The sequence below is a fragment of the Frateuria hangzhouensis genome (genome assembly GCF_026410505.1).
Taxonomy (GTDB): domain Bacteria; phylum Pseudomonadota; class Gammaproteobacteria; order Xanthomonadales; family Rhodanobacteraceae; genus Frateuria_A; species Frateuria_A hangzhouensis.
Genome location: NZ_JAPMIU010000006.1, coordinates 182,494 through 197,624 on the forward strand (window position 1 = coordinate 182,494; position 15,131 = coordinate 197,624).

General features: G+C 68.2%; 16 protein-coding genes and 4 tRNA genes. 3 read left to right on the plus strand and 17 right to left on the minus strand.

The annotated features are described in order from the left end of the window. Positions 1-75: 75 nt before the first annotated feature. The 3 genes from OSC30_RS08830 to OSC30_RS08840 all read right to left on the minus strand — a co-directional run bounded on the left by OSC30_RS08830 (position 76) and on the right by OSC30_RS08840 (position 436). Positions 76-151 (minus strand) — tRNA-Thr (locus OSC30_RS08830). An 80-nt stretch (positions 152-231) separates the two neighbouring features. Then, positions 232-305 (minus strand) — tRNA-Gly (locus tag OSC30_RS08835). A gap of 45 nt (positions 306-350) precedes the next feature. Further along, positions 351-436: transfer RNA gene (locus OSC30_RS08840), tRNA-Tyr, on the minus strand. 234 nt (positions 437-670) lie between these two features. Here OSC30_RS08840 and trxC point away from each other — a divergent pair. Next, a complete protein-coding gene (gene trxC, locus OSC30_RS08845) occupies positions 671-1,108 on the plus strand; it encodes a thioredoxin TrxC (RefSeq protein ID WP_267171469.1) in 438 nt (145 codons plus the stop codon). A 28-nt stretch (positions 1,109-1,136) separates the two neighbouring features. Here the strand turns inward: trxC and OSC30_RS08850 are convergent, their stop codons facing one another. From OSC30_RS08850 to OSC30_RS08860, 3 genes are all read right to left on the minus strand, one after another. Beyond that, a complete protein-coding gene (locus OSC30_RS08850; protein ID WP_267171470.1) occupies positions 1,137-1,487 on the minus strand; it encodes an antibiotic biosynthesis monooxygenase family protein in 351 nt (116 codons plus the stop codon). Further along, the gene (locus OSC30_RS08855; RefSeq protein ID WP_267171471.1) at positions 1,484-2,461 is read right to left on the minus strand and encodes an alpha/beta fold hydrolase; all 978 of its coding nucleotides are present in this window, start codon (positions 2,459-2,461) and stop codon (positions 1,484-1,486) included. The genes OSC30_RS08850 and OSC30_RS08855 overlap by 4 nt, the downstream gene beginning before the upstream one ends. A 105-nt stretch (positions 2,462-2,566) precedes the next feature. Next, on the minus strand, positions 2,567-4,123 hold the full coding sequence (locus OSC30_RS08860; protein WP_267171472.1) for a protein adenylyltransferase SelO: 1,557 nt from the start codon (positions 4,121-4,123) through the stop codon (positions 2,567-2,569). Positions 4,124-4,227: 104 nt separating this feature from the next. Between OSC30_RS08860 and OSC30_RS08865 the strand changes: the two genes are divergently transcribed. Then, the gene (locus OSC30_RS08865; protein ID WP_267171473.1) at positions 4,228-4,566 is read left to right on the plus strand and encodes a YkgJ family cysteine cluster protein; all 339 of its coding nucleotides are present in this window, start codon (positions 4,228-4,230) and stop codon (positions 4,564-4,566) included. On the opposite strand, the gene OSC30_RS08870 is transcribed toward OSC30_RS08865, so the two are convergent. The 4 genes from OSC30_RS08870 to egtB form a co-directional block, all read right to left on the minus strand. After that, complete coding sequence (locus OSC30_RS08870; protein ID WP_267171474.1) at positions 4,563-5,291, minus strand: pseudouridine synthase; 729 nt, start codon at positions 5,289-5,291, stop codon at positions 4,563-4,565. The two genes, OSC30_RS08865 and OSC30_RS08870, sit on opposite strands and share 4 nt — an antisense overlap. Beyond that, complete coding sequence (locus OSC30_RS08875; protein WP_267171475.1) at positions 5,288-6,343, minus strand: class I SAM-dependent methyltransferase; 1,056 nt, start codon at positions 6,341-6,343, stop codon at positions 5,288-5,290. The genes OSC30_RS08870 and OSC30_RS08875 overlap by 4 nt, the downstream gene beginning before the upstream one ends. Before the next feature lie 156 nt (positions 6,344-6,499). After that, complete coding sequence (gene egtD, locus OSC30_RS08880; protein ID WP_267171476.1) at positions 6,500-7,486, minus strand: L-histidine N(alpha)-methyltransferase; 987 nt, start codon at positions 7,484-7,486, stop codon at positions 6,500-6,502. 21 nt (positions 7,487-7,507) lie between these two features. Then, positions 7,508-8,752: an ergothioneine biosynthesis protein EgtB gene (gene egtB, locus OSC30_RS08885; protein WP_267171477.1), complete on the minus strand. Its 1,245-nt coding sequence runs from the start codon at positions 8,750-8,752 to the stop codon at positions 7,508-7,510. A gap of 232 nt (positions 8,753-8,984) precedes the next feature. On the opposite strand from egtB, the gene OSC30_RS08890 reads away from it, so the two are divergent. Continuing rightward, complete coding sequence (locus OSC30_RS08890) at positions 8,985-9,407, plus strand: DUF6491 family protein (RefSeq protein ID WP_267171478.1); 423 nt, start codon at positions 8,985-8,987, stop codon at positions 9,405-9,407. Between the two features lie 66 nt (positions 9,408-9,473). Here OSC30_RS08890 and OSC30_RS08895 read toward each other — a convergent pair whose 3' ends face one another. The 7 genes from OSC30_RS08895 to ispE form a co-directional block, all read right to left on the minus strand. Further along, a complete protein-coding gene (locus OSC30_RS08895) occupies positions 9,474-9,899 on the minus strand; it encodes a hypothetical protein (RefSeq protein WP_267171479.1) in 426 nt (141 codons plus the stop codon). Between the two features lie 154 nt (positions 9,900-10,053). Then, the gene (gene ychF, locus OSC30_RS08900; RefSeq protein ID WP_267171480.1) at positions 10,054-11,145 is read right to left on the minus strand and encodes a redox-regulated ATPase YchF; all 1,092 of its coding nucleotides are present in this window, start codon (positions 11,143-11,145) and stop codon (positions 10,054-10,056) included. Between the two features lie 90 nt (positions 11,146-11,235). Then, positions 11,236-11,811, minus strand: a complete 576-nt coding sequence (gene pth / locus OSC30_RS08905; RefSeq protein WP_267171481.1) for an aminoacyl-tRNA hydrolase — start codon at positions 11,809-11,811, stop codon at positions 11,236-11,238. Positions 11,812-11,862: 51 nt separating this feature from the next. Further along, positions 11,863-12,510, minus strand: a complete 648-nt coding sequence (locus tag OSC30_RS08910; protein ID WP_267171482.1) for a 50S ribosomal protein L25/general stress protein Ctc — start codon at positions 12,508-12,510, stop codon at positions 11,863-11,865. 85 nt (positions 12,511-12,595) lie between these two features. Next, entirely contained in the window at positions 12,596-13,552 is a 957-nt protein-coding gene (locus OSC30_RS08915) for a ribose-phosphate diphosphokinase (RefSeq protein ID WP_267171483.1), read from the minus strand. A 42-nt stretch (positions 13,553-13,594) separates the two neighbouring features. Further along, positions 13,595-13,672 (minus strand) — tRNA-Gln (locus OSC30_RS08920). 48 nt (positions 13,673-13,720) lie between these two features. Next, positions 13,721-15,130 carry a 4-(cytidine 5'-diphospho)-2-C-methyl-D-erythritol kinase gene (ispE, locus tag OSC30_RS08925; protein ID WP_267171484.1) on the minus strand — a complete coding sequence of 470 codons (1,410 nt, stop codon included), beginning with the start codon at positions 15,128-15,130 and terminating at the stop codon, positions 13,721-13,723. Position 15,131 lies beyond the last annotated feature (1 nt).

The following is a 15,131-nucleotide window of genomic DNA, read 5'->3' on the forward strand; positions in this document are numbered from 1 at the left end:
GTTAAACCCCGATGGAGTCAATGAAAAAAAGAAAACCTGCCGTAGGTCGGAGCGACCGGCGGCAGCCGCGTGAGATGGTGCTCATGACAGGAATCGAACCTGTGACCTCTTCCTTACCAAGGAAGTGCTCTACCGACTGAGCTACATGAGCGAAGTACTTTCAGCCATCTTCCATGACAGCGACGAGTAGACCGGCATCCGGCCGGACTCTGAAACCTGCGACGAGGTCAATGGAGCGGGAGACGGGAATCGAACCCGCACCATCAGCTTGGAAGGCTGAGGTTCTACCATTGAACTACTCCCGCCTGAAACTCCCGCTCGAAAGCGGGCCTTGCGCGGAACTCGTCTGATGGTGGAGGGAGGTGGATTCGAACCACCGAAGGCGTAAGCCAGCAGATTTACAGTCTGCCCCCGTTGGCCGCTTGGGTATCCCTCCAACAAAGAACGCCTATTTTCGCGAGCGCCCCACGATGTGTCAACAGTTTGCGACGGCTTAATTCGTCGTCGCGTCGCCGGATGGCTCGATTTGCCGTGGCCGGCGAACATCGGCAACGCCGCGCGCACCCCGGGCGCCTCGGCCTGGCGTGGAAACGGACCGGATGGTTGCGGTCGCTTGCGCCGCGCACACGCCATCGCCATATGGTGCGGAGGCCTTCCGGAAGCACCCGCCATGACCGCACCGCTGACCGTTCCCTGCCCGCATTGCAGTGCGCTCAACCGCATTCCGCCCGAGCGCCTGGCCGAGCATCCGGTGTGTGGGCGATGCAAGCAGGCATTGTTCGAGGGTCGGCCGGTCGAATTGACCGCAAGCAACTTCAATGCGGTCGCCGGCCGCGGCGACTTGCCGGTGCTGGTCGACTTCTGGGCTCCCTGGTGCGGCCCGTGCCTCGGTTTCGCGCCCGTGTTCGCGGAGGCGGCCCGCCATTTCGAGCCACGCCTGCGCCTGGCCAAGGTGGACACCGAGGCACAGCCGCAACTGGCGCAGCGCTTCGGCATCCGCAGCATCCCCACGCTGGCCCTGCTCAGGGAGGGTCGCGAGATCGCCCGACAGTCCGGCGCTTTGAACGCCGCCCAACTTCGCCAGTTCGTCGACGGCACGCTGCGTTAGCACCGACTGCGCCAACGCCGGATGCCCACTACCTTGCCGGGCAGCACCGATCGCTGTCGGCTGGCGCCTGCGCGCGGTCGTCCATGCCGTAATCGCGCAGCACCGCCGCCACGCGCAACCGGTAATCTGCGAAGACGTCGGCCCGGCCTTGGCGCTGCACGGCACGGTGCGGTCCGTGCTGGCGCCAGCGCGCAACTGCCTCTTCGTCACGCCAGAACGAGAGCGACAACAGCTTGTCCGGGTTGCCCAGGCTGCGGAAGCGCTCGATGGAGATGAAACCGTCGATGTGTTCGAGCTCCGGCCGCAGGCCCGCGGCCAGGGTGAGGTAGCGCTCGGCCTGACCATCGCCCACTACCGCTTCGAAGATCACCGCGATCATCGGAGCGCCTCCGCCGCACTGATGAACGCATCCACGCTCTGGTAGAGCGAACGGCGCGCGCTCTCCAGATGCATCACGTGCGTGCCGTGATCGATGCGCAACCGCCAACGCAGTGGGCTGCCGGTGAACCCGGCGAGGAACGGCGCAGCCGAAGCATCGTCGACCACGGTGTCGTGGTCGCCATAGACCAAGAACACCGGCACGCCGACGCGGCTGGCCAGATACGGATAGCGGCCTGCCCTGGCGTCGGCGATGTCTGCCACCGGCCCGGACGGGATGCGCAGTTGCCCAGGCGGATCGCCCGCGACGCGCGGCGCGGAGGCCTCGAAGCGCTCCGACCAACCAGCGTCCACCGCCGGCTCCAGCAGAACCATGCCGTGCGGCAACACATCGACGTAGCGCAGCTGGCGATAGCGGGCCTGCGCGGTGATGCCCCACCACGCCGTGCCGACCTGCTCCATCTGCCGGCGACCGACCGGCACGACCGGTCCGAACAGAGTGAGCGAAGCGAGCTCCGGGGGTTGCGTGGAGGCATAGGCTGCGGCGGAGATGGTGCCCCATGAATGGGCCACCAGGTGGACCTGCTCGATGCCATGGACGGAGCGCAGATGGGCGACGGCGAGCGCGAGCTGGGCGGCCGCTTCCGGAGCGCGCGTCACCGGCACGCCCGTTTCGGCGCCGACCATCGCGGGTGGGCGGCTGGACGCGCCGAAACCGAGGAAATCCAGGCCGCAGGCCAGGTATCCGCGGCTGGCCATGAACGCCATCCAGGAATCGTTTTGCGCGAACTCGAAGCCGGCGGCAAGCATCGTGGGGAAGCTCGCGCCATGGACGAACAGCACGCTGCGACCGGTGGGTTGCGCAGGCGCCATGCAATGCAGGGCGATCCGCTGCATGGGCGCCCGCGGCACGGCCAGGCGGGTGGTGACGATCTGCGCGGCGGATAGCAGGCTGGCGATCAGGATGGCGGACATGACGAAAATCCATCTGGGTGGAAGCCACCATGCTGGCCGCTCAGCCACGGATCGGTTTCGGGCTCCAGCGAAACATCCGTGCCGGTTCCGCGAAAGCTTGCTTCGCTACGAGCTGCACGAAAGCATCGAACACCCTGCCCGCTGCCGGGCCCATTCCGGTCGCTTCTGCGCAAAACGTTCTCGCCCGGGCTGGTCGTCGTACGGATGGCGCATGACGTCCAGCAATTCGTGCACCCGCGCGTAATCGCCCTGCTCGGCAAGATCGATCGCTTCCTGCGCCAGGTAGTTGCGCAACACGTATTTCGGGTTGGCGAGCCGCATGCGTTCCTGCCGCTGCCCGGCCGGCAAGGGGTCCTCGCGCAGGCGCGCGGCATAACGCTCGAGCCAATTGCGCAGCATCGGCTCGGCGGCCAGTCGCCTGGCCGGGTCGTAGCAGGCGCCTTCCAGCAAAGCCGGCGAAGGCGCCTGTGGGTCAAAGCCGATCAACGCGCGCCAGGTGAGGGTCATGTCCGCCGAGGCCTCGCGCATCCACGCGTGCAGATCGTCACGCAGGGTCAGGTCCTCGTCGCGGGCTTGTGCCAGGCCGAGCTTGGCGGCCACGTTGGCGCGGTCGGCGGCCTCCCACGCGGCCACGTAGCGATCGAGCCCCACCTGCAGCGGCGCCACGTCCGCGAACAAGGGCGAGAGCGCGCAGGCCAGCCGGGTCAGGTTCCACCAGGCCACGTTCGGCTGCTGGCCAAAGCGGTAGCGGCGGCGCGTCGCATCGGTGGTGTTGGGCGTCCAGTCCGGATCGTAATCGTCGATCCAGCCGTAGGGGCCGTAGTCGATGGTGAGGCCGAGGATGGACATGTTGTCGGTATTCATCACGCCGTGGACGAAACCCACGCGCATCCACTGCGCCAGCAACCGCGCGGTGCGCTCGCAGACCTCGCCGAACCAGTCTGCGTAGAGCGCCTCGCCCTCCCCGCGCAGCTGCGGGAAGTCGCGCCGGATGGTGAAGTCGGCCAGTTGCCGCAAGAGTACCGTGTCGTTGCGCGCGTAAGGCAGCTCGAAATGGCCGAAGCGGATGAACGAGGGCGCCACGCGGCAGACGATCGCGCCCGGTTCTTCGCGTGGGTGGCCGTCGTAGAACATGTCGCGCACCACCACCTCGCCGGTCTCGACCAGGCACAGCGCACGCGTGGTCGGAATGCCGAGGTGGTGCATCGCTTCGCTGCAGAGAAATTCGCGGATGGACGAGCGCAGCACCGCGCGGCCGTCCGCTCCGCGCGAATACGGCGTGGGGCCGGCGCCCTTCAGCTGCAGTTCCCAGCGCTGGCCGCGTGCGTCGAGCACTTCGCCCAGCGAGATCGCGCGACCGTCACCGAGCTGTCCGGCCCACGCGCCGAACTGGTGCCCGCCATAGTTGCTCGCCCAAGGCTGCATGCCCTCCAGCAAAGCGTTGCCGCCGAAGACCTGCGCCAGGCGCTCGCTGCGCATGCCGGCTTCGTCCAGGCCGAGCACGCCGGCCATCTCCGCGGACCACGCAACCACCCGCGGCGACGCCACCGGCGTCGGTTCGACGTGCGACCAACCGGCGCCTTCCACCTGGCGCACCCGCGGCCCGCTTTCGGGATCGCCGGGAAGCTCGCGCACGAACGCGTTGTCGAATGCAAAACGCATGCACGCATGATCGCACGCACACCCGCCATTGAGCGTTCACACGTTGCCCGGATGCGAACACGAACGTTTAGCGCATGACCCGGCTCGAGGGCCCATACTGACGCGTGAACAACGATATCGAAAACGATCCCTACGCCGAGAGCGTCGACCCTTCCGTGCAATGCACCGCCTGCGATGCCGTCTGCTGCCGGCTGACCGTGGTGCTGATGCCCGACGACCACGTGCCCGAATGGCTGGTGGCGCATGACGACCACGGCCTGGCGACGCTCGCCAAGGGCGAAGACGGCTGGTGTGCCGCGGTCGATCCGAACACGTCGCGCTGCACCATCTACACGCAGCGTCCGGCGATCTGCCGCAAGTACGCGATGGGCAGCCCGGGTTGCCGCGACGAGCGGCGCAAGTGGTACGGCGAGCGGTTGCCCACGCCGGTGCGACTGGTCTAGCCGGGCACGCCGGCGTCCGGTGCCGGCGGTTCGAAGGCGCGGGCGATGGCGTCCGCGTCGAGCGCCCGCCACTGGCCCGGCGCCAACCCCTCCAGCGTCAGCCGCCCGATCGCCACGCGCTCGAGCGCTTCGACGTGGTTGCCGCTGGCGGCGAACATCCGGCGCACCTGGTGATAGCGCCCTTCGGTGACGGTCAGCCGCGCCCGTCGCGGCGCGAGCACGGTCAACTGCGCCGGCGCCAGCGGCGTGGTTTCCGATTCCAGCATCAGCGTGCCGCTGGCGAACAGCGCGCCTTCGTCGCCGCGCAGGTCGCGGGCGAGCGCGGCTTCGTACACCTTGGCGACGTTCGCCCTGGGCGAAATGATCCGGTGCAGCAGCGCGCCGTCGTCGGTCAGCAGCAACATGCCGGAGGTATCGCGATCGAGCCGGCCGACCGTGGACAACGCCGGATCGCGCCGGCGCCAGCGCGGCGGCAGCAGATCGTAGACCAGGCGGCCGGCGTCCTTGCGCGAGCAGGTGTAGCCAGTGGGCTTGTGCATCAGCAGCACCAGGCCGGCAGGCGGATCAAGCGGCTCGCCGTCGATGCGGACGTCGCCGTGCACGGTCCTGTCGTCGGTATAGAGCACGTCGCCCGCCGCGTCCGTGACCCGCCCCTCGCGGAACAGCTGCATGACGTCCCGGCGGCTGCCGTAGCCGAGGTTGGCGATCAGGCGCACGAGCTTCATGCGCGCACCGCCTCGATCACCTTGAATCCTTCCTGCATCGCCACCGTGCGTACCCGCGCAAAGCGCGACGCGAGCGTGGATTCATAAGGCAGGTGCCGGTTGGCGACCAGCCACAGCCGGCCACCTGGCTGCAAGGCATCGGCGGCCGCCTCGATGAAGGCGCGGCCCAGCGCGGGCAGGTCCGCGCGGCCCTGGTGGAAAGGCGGGTTGCTCACGATCGCCTCGTAGCGTCGCGGCAGGCCGGCGGTGACGTCGTGCCAGTGCACCTCCACCGCCAGTTTGCGTCCGCTCGCGGTGACGGCCTCGGCCAGGTTGGTCCGCGCCGGCTCGATCGCGCGCGCCTCGGCCTCGTACAGGTCGAGCGCCGTGACGTCGGGACAATGCGCGACCACTTGCGCGGCGAGGTAGCCGTAGCCGGCGCCCAGGTCGGCGACGCGTCCGTGCAGGTCCGGCGGCAGATGTGACGCGAGCATGGCGGAGGCGGCATCGATGCGGTCCCAGGCAAACAGCCCCGGGCGGCTCAGGTAACCGCCGGCGATGCGCCGCGGCGCGTCGAGCGCAGCCCACTCCGCCAACAGCGCCGCGTCCAGCGATTCGCCGACGGCCGTCCAGAACACGCGGCACTTGTGCTTGGAAAGGCTGTGCACGGCACCGAACAGGCGCACGAAATCCGCTTCGGTCGACTTGGCGCCCTCCGCATTGGCCGCGGCCGCGAGCACGACAGCGCCGGGCTGCGCATGCCGCGCCGCGCGCGCGAACAGTGCGCGCGCCTCGTCACGTTGGCGTGGTGGCAACACCAGCACCGCACCGAAGCGATCGTCGTCCGACGGCTCGCCGAGCGCGGCGCCATCGCGCTGCAGTTGGTCCGCGAACGGCCGGAAACTTTGCTGGCAGAGCACGTCCGAACCGGCGAGCGCGCGCAGCCGCGAGCCGCCACGGGCGCGCAGGAAAAGCACGCGGGCGTCTTCGGGCAGCTTCAGTTCGCCGATGGTGAAAGGCAGGAACAGCGCGTCGAGCTGGGCTTCGGGCGCGGTGGCGAGGGGTAATGCCATCAGGTCGGACGGTGGCAAGCGGGGTTCGGATTCTACGCGGCGCACGGGGCGTTGGCGTTCCCGGCGCTCGCAAAGGCCCCCGCAGGGTGGGCTTCAGCCCACCATGGCAGTCCCCGGTGCAAGCGCCGGTGGGCTGAAGCCCACCCTACGGCTGATTCAGCGTGCCACGGATCCGGCGCGCACCAGGTACTGCACGCTGAACATCTGCCGGGGATCGAGCCACACCCGCAACACATCCAGCCCGGCCTTGCCCGCCAATGCCGCGAAATCCTCCAGCGAATACTTGCAGCTGATCTCCACGCGGATCGCCTCGTCCTCGCCGAAGGCGACCTGGCTGCGGCCCATGCGCACCTTCTGCGCGCGCTGGCTGACGAGGCTCGTTTCGATGCGGCCGCCCAGCGCGTTGTAGTGCGCGCGATGGCGAAAGCCGTCCAGGTCGAAGTCGCAGCCCAGCTCGCGGTTGAGCCGCGTGAGCATGTTGAGGGTGAACTCGGCGGTGACGCCGGCGGCGTCGTTGTAGGCGGCCTCGATCGTCGCGGTGTCCTTCTTCAGGTCCACGCCGATCAGGATGCCGCCGTTTTCGCCCATCTCGCCGCGCATCTTGCGCAGCAGCGCCACCGCATCGCGCGTATCGAAGTTGCCGATGGTCGAACCCGGGAAATAAATCACCGTGCGCCGCGGGGCGCGTGGCGGGATTGGCAGGCGCAATGGACGGGTGAAGTCGCCGCACAACGGTTGCACCGGCAATTGCGGGAAGCGCAGCCCCAGCCGCTGCACGCTTTCCTGCAGCGGCTCGGCCGAGATCTCCACCGGAACGTAGCTCACCGGCGCGGACATGTGCTCGAGCAGCAGGGGCGTCTTGGTGGCGCTGCCGCTGCCGTACTCGACCAGTCGCACCTCCACGCCCAGAGTGTCGGCGATGCTTCCGGCGTGCGCCTGCATCAGCGCCGTCTCGCAGCGGGTCAGGTAGTACTCGGGCTGCTCGCATATGCGCTCGAACAGCGCCGAGCCATGGGCGTCGTAGAACAACCACGAGGGCAGCCGCTTGGGTTGCGCACGCAATCCGCGGCGGACGGTCTCGAGCAACGCGCTGGCGGGCGGGTTACGCCCGTCGTCGTGCAGGTCCAGGGCACGGATATTCATCGGTGGTGCTCCTTGAAGATCTCAATGATCCTTGGCGAGGCGCAGCCCGGCGAACTGCCAGCGCGCCTGCGGTGGAAAGAAGTTGCGGTAGCTGGCGCGCACATGGTCGCGTGGCGTGGCGCAGGAACCGCCGCGCAGGACCCACTGCCCGCTCATGAACTTGCCGTTGTACTCGCCGAGCGAGCCAGGCAAAGGCCGGAATCCGGGATAGGCGATGTAGGGCGAGGCAGTCCATTCCCACGCGTCGCCGTACATCTGCGCCAGGCCGGTTCCGCTCGCCGTTTGCGGCAGCCTCGGCCGCCCTTCGAGCAGATTGCCCGCGACCGGCAGGTTGGTGGCGGTGGCCTCCCACTCTGCCTCGGTGGGCAACCGCGCACCGGCCCAGCGCGCGAAGGCGTCCGCTTCGTAATAGCTGAGGTGGCACACGGGCGCGGCCGGGTCGAGCCCGATTACCCCGGCCAGCGAAAACGCACTGGCCAGATCCGGCTGCCAGTACAACGGCCGCTGCCAGCCTTCGCGCTGCACCGTCGCCCAGCCATCGGACAGCCACAGCGACGGTTCGCGATAGCCGCCGTCATGCACGAACGCGGCGTATTCCTCGTTGGTGACCAGCCGGTTGGCCAGCGCGTGGGGCGCGAGCAGGGTGCGGTGGCGCGGGGTCTCGCTGTCGAAGGCAAAACCCTCGCCGGCGTGACCGATTTCCACCACGCCCTCGCGACCGGGCAGGAACTGCAGCGAGACCGCCGCCGTGGAATTCGACGGCTCGGCGGGCGCATAGGCCGGCAACAGGGGATTGGTCCAGAACGCATGCTGGATGTCGGTAAGCAGCAGTTCCTGGTGTTGCTGTTCGTGCTGCAGGCCGAGCTCGACCACCGTGGCCAGGGCGCCGCGCTCGTCACGCAGCAGCATCCCGCTCATCGCTTCGTCCACGTGGCGGCGATAGCCCAGCACTTCGTCCAGTGTCGGGCGCGAGAGCAATCCGCGTTGCGGCCGCGCGTGCATCGGCCCGACGCTCTGGTAGTAGGAATTGAACAGGTAATGCCAGGCCGGATCGCGCGGACGGTAGCGCGGGTCGCGCCCAAGCACGAATTGCTCAAAAAACCAGGTGGTGTGCGCCAGGTGCCATTTCACCGGGCTGGCGTCGGGCATCGACTGCACCATCATGTCTTCGGCCGTGAGCCCTTCGCACAGCGTCAGGCTCTGCTGGCGAATGCGCCGATAGCGTTGCGCCAGGACATCCCCGGCGAGGCTGGCTTGCTGCGTCATGGATGGCTCTCCGGGACTCCGGGCGAAAGGTTCGCGCGCGCCATGTTGGCCGCATGGGAGCAGGAGACGGATCGAACCGTTGGCATGCTCCAAGCATGGCGCGGCGACCGTTCAATACTTGTGATCGGGCGATGGCAAATTGCTGACAACCCGACGCTGGCGCCATCCGTGCCGGCGCGCGATGCTGGAGCGGCCGCCCCACGCGCGCCCTTCCCCTTGCGAGGTGATGCCCATGAAAGGCCTGTCTTCCCTGCTGCTGATCGCGGCCGCCGGCTGTACCAGCGCCTTCGCCGGCAATGCGCCGCCCGCCCGCGAGTCGCTGCCTTACGCGCAATGCATCCAGATCGACAAGATCAACGAATGGCACGTCCTGGATGCCCGCCGTGCGCTGGTGCGCACCGGCCCGCACCGCTACGAGGTCCGCTTGCAGGCCGATTGTCCGCGGCTGGGCATCGGCGTCCCCGGCTTCCTGCTACGAGCCAATGAATCGAACAAGGCTCTCGGCGGCAGCCGCATCTGCGGCGAGGCGGGCGAAACGGTGAGCGCCCGCGACCAGCCGCCCTGCGCGATCGCCGCGGTGACACTGATCGACGAGGCGCGATTCGACCAGCTGCGCAAGCATGCCGCGCGCCATGGCAGCGGCGCGGAGCCGTAGACCGCCCTGGAACGACGAGGCCCGGCATCGCCGGGCCTCGAAGTGAATGACACGGAATCGACCCGCTCAGTCGCCGTCGCCGTAGTAGCCGACATAGCGCGTGGGCGGGTAGCGGTCTTCGTACACGGTACGCGTTTCCACCACCCGCCGGGTGACCACTGGCGCCTCGTAGATCACCCGCACCGGGCGCCGGTAGACCGGCCGCTCGTAGACCACCGTGCGCGGCGGCGGATTCAGCGCGTCATCGACCAGGCCAATCACCGCGCCGGCGACGATCGCGCCGGCGACCCAGCGGCCGCCGTTCCAGTGGCCGCGATCATGGCGGTAATGCCCGTGCCAGCCCCGGTCATGGCGGTCGTAGTGCCCGTGACCGTGGCCGCGCCAGCCACGATCGTGACCGCGCGCCGCAGCGTCCGTCGGCCATGCCGCGGCCGACGCCAGCAGTATCGCGGCGACCGCCAGTACGGGTTTGCCCAGCCAGTGGATGGTCATGTTGCTTTCTCCTTGCGGGACGATGGCGCCCTTCCTCGCCGATGCTCCGTCCGGGCCGCTTAATCGGTACTTAAGCGCGTTCGCGTTCCGGCGGCTTCGATGTCAACGCATCCGGCAGCGCCCGTGGGAGCGCCATCGGGCGCGACCGAAAGGTTCAGACGTTGAACAGGAAGTGCAGCACGTCGCCGTCCTTGACGATGTAGTCCTTGCCTTCCTTGCGCAGGCGGCCCGCGGCGGCGGCACCGGTTTCGCCCTTGTACTGGATGAACTCGTCGTAGGAGACCGTCTCGGCACGGATGAAGCCGCGCTCGAAATCGGTGTGGATCACGCCGGCGGCCTGCGGCGCGGTGGCGCCCTTCTTCACCGTCCAGGCGCGCACTTCCTTGACGCCCGCGGTGAAGTAGGTCTGCAGGTTCAGCAGCTTGTAGCCGGCGCGGATCACGCGATTCAGGCCCGGCTCGTCCAGGCCCAGGTCCTTGAGGAACTCGTCGCGGTCGGCGTCTTCGAGCTGGGCCATTTCCTCCTCGATCGCCGCGCACACGGGCACCACTTCGGCACCCTCGGCGGCAGCGCGCGTGCGCACGGCATCCAGGTGAGGGTTGTTCTCGAAGCCGTCCTCGCGCACGTTGGCGATATACATCAACGGCTTGAGCGTGAGCAGGAACAGGTCGCGGATCAGCGCCTTCTCTTCCTCGTCCAGGCCGATGCTGCGGGCGGACTTGCCCTCGTTCAGCGCGGCGGCCAGCTTCTGCAGCACCGGCTTCTTCGCCAGGGCTTCCTTGTCATTGGCCTTGGCCGCGCGCTCGGCGCGGTTGAGCGCCTTGTCGACCGAATCCAGGTCCGCCAGCGCAAGCTCGGTGTCGATCGTCTCGATGTCGGCAATCGGATCGACCTTGCCGGCCACGTGCACGATGTCGCCATGCTCGAAGCAGCGCACCACGTGCGCGATCGCGTCGACCTCGCGGATGTGCGCCAGGAACTTGTTGCCCAGCCCCTCGCCCTTGGACGCGCCGGCGACCAGGCCGGCGATGTCGACGAACTCCACCGCCGTCGGCACCACCTTCTGCGGATTGACGATCGCCGAGAGCGCGTTCAGCCGCTCATCGGGCACCGGCACCACGCCCACGTTCGGCTCGATCGTGCAGAACGGGAAGTTGGCGGCGGCGATGCCGGCCTTGGTCAGCGCGTTGAACAGGGTGGACTTGCCGACGTTGGGCAGGCCGACGATGCCGCATTTGATGCCCATGGGTTTGCTCCGGATTCGTGATTGGGGATTCGGGATCCGGAAGAGCGGGATCGCGCTTACGAATCCCGAATCCCGAATCCCCAATCCCGGCTATTTCGTATGCAGCTGCTGCATCGCCTTGTCGAACTGCCCATCGACCGCCAGCGGCAGCACGTCCAGCGCGCGGGCGATGCCATCGAGGATCGCATCCTCGTCCTGCGCCGAGGGCTTGCCGAGTACCCAGCCGGTGACCCGGTCCTTGTGGCCCGGATGGCCGATGCCGATACGCAGGCGGTGGAACTTGCCGTGGCCGAGGTGCTGCATGGTGTCGCGCAGGCCGTTCTGGCCGCCATGGCCGCCATCGAATTTCATTCGCACGGTGCCCGCGGCCAGGTCCAGTTCGTCGTGTGCCAGCAGGCACTCTTCGGGCTGGATCTTGTAGTAGCGCAGCGCGGAGGCAACCGCGATGCCGCTCTTGTTCATGAAGGTGGACGGCTTGAGCAGCCACACCGGTTCACCGCCGATGCGCACGCGGCAGGCCTCGCCGTGTAGCTTGCCGTCGAAAGCGAAGCCTTCGCCCTGGCCCGATGCAAGGGCGTCAACAAGCCAGAACCCGGCATTGTGCCGGGTCCGGAGATATTCGGCGCCGGGATTGCCCAGGCCGACGATGAGTCGCAAACCAGCCATGCCGTGCGCCGATCGCCGGGCCTTCCGCGAGGCGGAAGGCCCGGCAGCGGCTTACTTCTTCTCGGCGGGCTTGGCTTCGGCTTCCGGCGCGGCCACTTCGGCGGCCGGATCGATTTCTTCCTTGACCGCATTGGCGGTCACCACGGCGATGTCGTGGTCCGCGCCCAGGTGCAGCGCCGGCAGCTCCACGCCCTCGGGCAGCTTGATCTGCGAGAGGTGGACGATGTCGCCGGGGTTGAGTTCGGCCAGGTCCAGGTCGATGAACTCCGGCAGCTTGCCCGGCAGGCAGGACACTTCCAGTTCGGTCAGGTTGTGCGAGATCACCACGCCGGAGGTCTTGCCGGCGGGCGACTTTTCCTGGTTGAGGAAGTGCAGCGGCACGTTCACGCGGATCGCTTCGTTCTCGTTCACGCGCAGGAAATCCATGTGCAGCATCTGCTGCTTGAACGGATGCTTCTGCCAGTCGCGCACCAGCACCTTCTGCACCTTGCCATCGACGTTCAGGTCGAGGATCGAGGAGAAGAACCACTCGTTCTTGGCGGCGAGCAGGATGGTGTTGTGCTCGATCTGGATGCTCTGCGGCGGCTGGGTGCCACCGTAGACGACGGCAGGCACCATCGCCGCGTGACGCAGGCGGCGGCTCGCACCTTTCCCCTCGTCACTGCGGTTCTGCGCCTTGATTTCATGAATCTGGGCCATGTTCGTTTACTACCTTAGGTTGTATTTGTTCGCCTCGCGGCGGACGGGTGACTTCCCCGCGACCAGGGAAGCCTTGGTGTGGACGTCAGTCCACGTACAACGAGCTCACCGACTCGCCAAAGGCGATGCGGCGGATCGTCTCCGCCAGCAGCTCGGCGACCGAGAGCTGGCGGATCTTGCTGCAGCCCTGCGCCTCGGGGCGCAGCGGCAGCGTGTTGGTGACCACCAGCTGGTCGAGCTGGGAGTTCTCGATGTTGCCGATCGCCGCGCCCGAGAGCACCGGGTGCACGCAGTAGGCGACCACCTTGCGCGCGCCACGCTCCTTCAGGGCGGCGGCCGCGGCGCACAGCGTGCCGGCGGTATCGACGATGTCGTCGACCAGCACGCAGGTCTTGCCGTCGACCTCGCCGATGATGTTCATCACGGTGGCGACGTTGGCCTTCGGGCGACGCTTGTCGATGATCGCCAGGTCCGCGTCGTCCAGCCGCTTGGCGATCGCGCGGGCGCGCACCACGCCGCCGACGTCGGGGCTGACCACGATGATGTCGTCCATCGCATGGTTGCGCCAGATGTCCGCCAGCAGGATCGGCGAGGCATAGACGTTGTCCACCGGGATGTCGAAGAAGCCCTGGATCTGATCTGCGTGCAGGTCGACCGTCAGCACGCGGTCCACGCCGGCGGTGCCGATCAGCGTGGCCACCAGCTTGGCGGTGATCGGCACGCGCGCCGAGCGCGGGCGGCGATCCTGGCGGGCATAGCCAAAGTACGGCATCACCGCGGTGACCGTGGCGGCCGAGGCGCGCTTGAGCGCATCGACCAGGGCCAGCATCTCGATCAGGTTTTCCGCGCTCGGTGCGCCGGTCGGCTGCAGCACGAACACTTCCTGCTTGCGGACGTTCTCCTCGATCTCGATCTGCACTTCGCCGTCGCTGAACTTCCCGACCAGCGCCTTGCCCAACGGCACGCCAAGGCGTTGCGCCACGTCCTCGGCCAGGGAGCGGTGGGCATTGCCGGTGAAGAGCATCGGGGTGGACGTGTCCACTAGGATTCCTCGAAGAAGCCAGTGCGAATGGCCGGTTCAATGTGGCTGGGGCGGCAGGATTCGAACCTGCGAATGCGGGAATCAAAATCCCGTGCCTTGACCGGACTTGGCGACGCCCCAGTATTTCGTCAGGCAAGCCGCCATCCCGATGGCTTGCCGCTGTTCTTGCTAGACCCGCAGCGGTTGCCGGGCGCCGCTATCGCAACCGCGATGGCGCGCCAGCGCCCGCTGCAGGGGCGAAACCTCCACCCCCGCGGTCAGTTGCGCCGCGAACGCCGGAGGGCAATCCCGCACCACTTTCCGCGCCTGCGCGAGTGATGCGGTTTCCAGGAACACGCACCCGCCGCTGCCGGAAAGCTGGGCGCGGCCGAAGCGCGAGAGCCAGTCCAGCGCGCCGGCCACCCGCGGGTGTCGCGCACGCACGACCGGCTCGAACGCGTTCTCGACCGTTTCGCCGGAAGCAAAGGACGAAATTGTGGCTGGCGGAGCATTTCGTGTCAATTCAGGCGCTTGAAACAGCGCCGCGGTGGGCACGTGTTCGCCCGGATCGAGCACCGCGTACCACCGCCGCGGCAGCGCCACCGGCGTCAGCCGCTCGCCCACGCCCTCGGCCCAGGCCGAGCGCCCGCGCACGAACACCGGCACGTCGGCACCCAGCCGCTGCCCCAGCGCGGCCAGCGCATCTTCGTCCAGGCCGCAGCTCCACAGGTGATTCAGCGCCACCAGCGTCGTGGCGGCGTCCGAGCTGCCACCGCCGAGGCCGCCGCCCATCGGGATGCGCTTGTCCACCGCGATGTCGGCACCGAGGGCCACCCCGGCCTGCGCCTGCAGCAGGCGCGCCGCGCGCACCACCAGGTCGGCTTCGGCAGCCACGCCCGGCAGCTCGCCGATGCGCACGATGGCGCCGTCGTCGCGTACGCGAAGGCGCAACTCGTCACCCCAGTCGAGCAGGCGGAACACGGTCTGCAGGTCGTGGTAGCCATCGGCGCGGCGACCGACGATGCGCAGGAAGAGATTCAGCTTGGCCGGCGCGGGCCAGCGGCTCCAGTCGCGCGGCGCGCACGACAGGGGGCGCCGCATATACACCCGCAGGTGCATGGGGAAGCCGCGGTCGCGGTCATGCCGGCGATGCTCGGCCAGGGCGGGAGTGTCGTCCCGCGGGTCCAGCGCGACGAAGCCGCGGCGCGCATAGAACGGTGCGTTCCAGGCCACGTCCGAGAGCGTACCCAGCACGATCGATCGATAGCCGGACTCGGCCGCCCAGGCGCAGGCGTGCTCCAGCAGGCGCGCGCCGATGCCGCGGCGGCCGTGGCTGGGCAACACGTCGATCTCGGCGATCGTCGCCTCCGCGCCCTCGATCGCGACGGCGACAAAGCCCACCACCTGGTTGGCGTCGTCGAGCGCCACCCAGAGCCGGCCGGCATCGATCGCGGTGGCCAATTCCTCGCGGTCGCTGGGTGTGCTGGCCTCATAGGCCCGCCAGGCCTCGTGCCCGCGGAACAGCTCCAGCGCCGCGCACTCGATCTCGCGTAACCGCTCTACGTGGTCGGCGTGCGCGGGAACGATGGAACAGGCCATG

Excerpts from the sequence above, each read along its gene's own strand:
- trxC (WP_267171469.1), top strand. The coding sequence starts at position 671 with ATGACCGCACCGCTGACCGTTCCCTGCCCGCATTGCAGTGCGCTCAAC.
- OSC30_RS08850 (WP_267171470.1), bottom strand. The coding sequence starts at position 1,487 with ATGATCGCGGTGATCTTCGAAGCGGTAGTGGGCGATGGTCAGGCCGAG.
- OSC30_RS08855 (WP_267171471.1), bottom strand. The coding sequence starts at position 2,461 with ATGTCCGCCATCCTGATCGCCAGCCTGCTATCCGCCGCGCAGATCGTC.
- OSC30_RS08860 (WP_267171472.1), bottom strand. The coding sequence starts at position 4,123 with ATGCGTTTTGCATTCGACAACGCGTTCGTGCGCGAGCTTCCCGGCGAT.
- OSC30_RS08870 (WP_267171474.1), bottom strand. The coding sequence starts at position 5,291 with ATGAAGCTCGTGCGCCTGATCGCCAACCTCGGCTACGGCAGCCGCCGG.
- OSC30_RS08875 (WP_267171475.1), bottom strand. The coding sequence starts at position 6,343 with ATGGCATTACCCCTCGCCACCGCGCCCGAAGCCCAGCTCGACGCGCTG.
- egtD (WP_267171476.1), bottom strand. The coding sequence starts at position 7,486 with ATGAATATCCGTGCCCTGGACCTGCACGACGACGGGCGTAACCCGCCC.
- egtB (WP_267171477.1), bottom strand. The coding sequence starts at position 8,752 with ATGACGCAGCAAGCCAGCCTCGCCGGGGATGTCCTGGCGCAACGCTAT.
- OSC30_RS08890 (WP_267171478.1), top strand. The coding sequence starts at position 8,985 with ATGAAAGGCCTGTCTTCCCTGCTGCTGATCGCGGCCGCCGGCTGTACC.
- OSC30_RS08895 (WP_267171479.1), bottom strand. The coding sequence starts at position 9,899 with ATGACCATCCACTGGCTGGGCAAACCCGTACTGGCGGTCGCCGCGATA.
- ychF (WP_267171480.1), bottom strand. The coding sequence starts at position 11,145 with ATGGGCATCAAATGCGGCATCGTCGGCCTGCCCAACGTCGGCAAGTCC.
- pth (WP_267171481.1), bottom strand. The coding sequence starts at position 11,811 with ATGGCTGGTTTGCGACTCATCGTCGGCCTGGGCAATCCCGGCGCCGAA.
- OSC30_RS08910 (WP_267171482.1), bottom strand. The coding sequence starts at position 12,510 with ATGGCCCAGATTCATGAAATCAAGGCGCAGAACCGCAGTGACGAGGGG.
- ispE (WP_267171484.1), bottom strand. The coding sequence starts at position 15,130 with ATGGCCTGTTCCATCGTTCCCGCGCACGCCGACCACGTAGAGCGGTTA.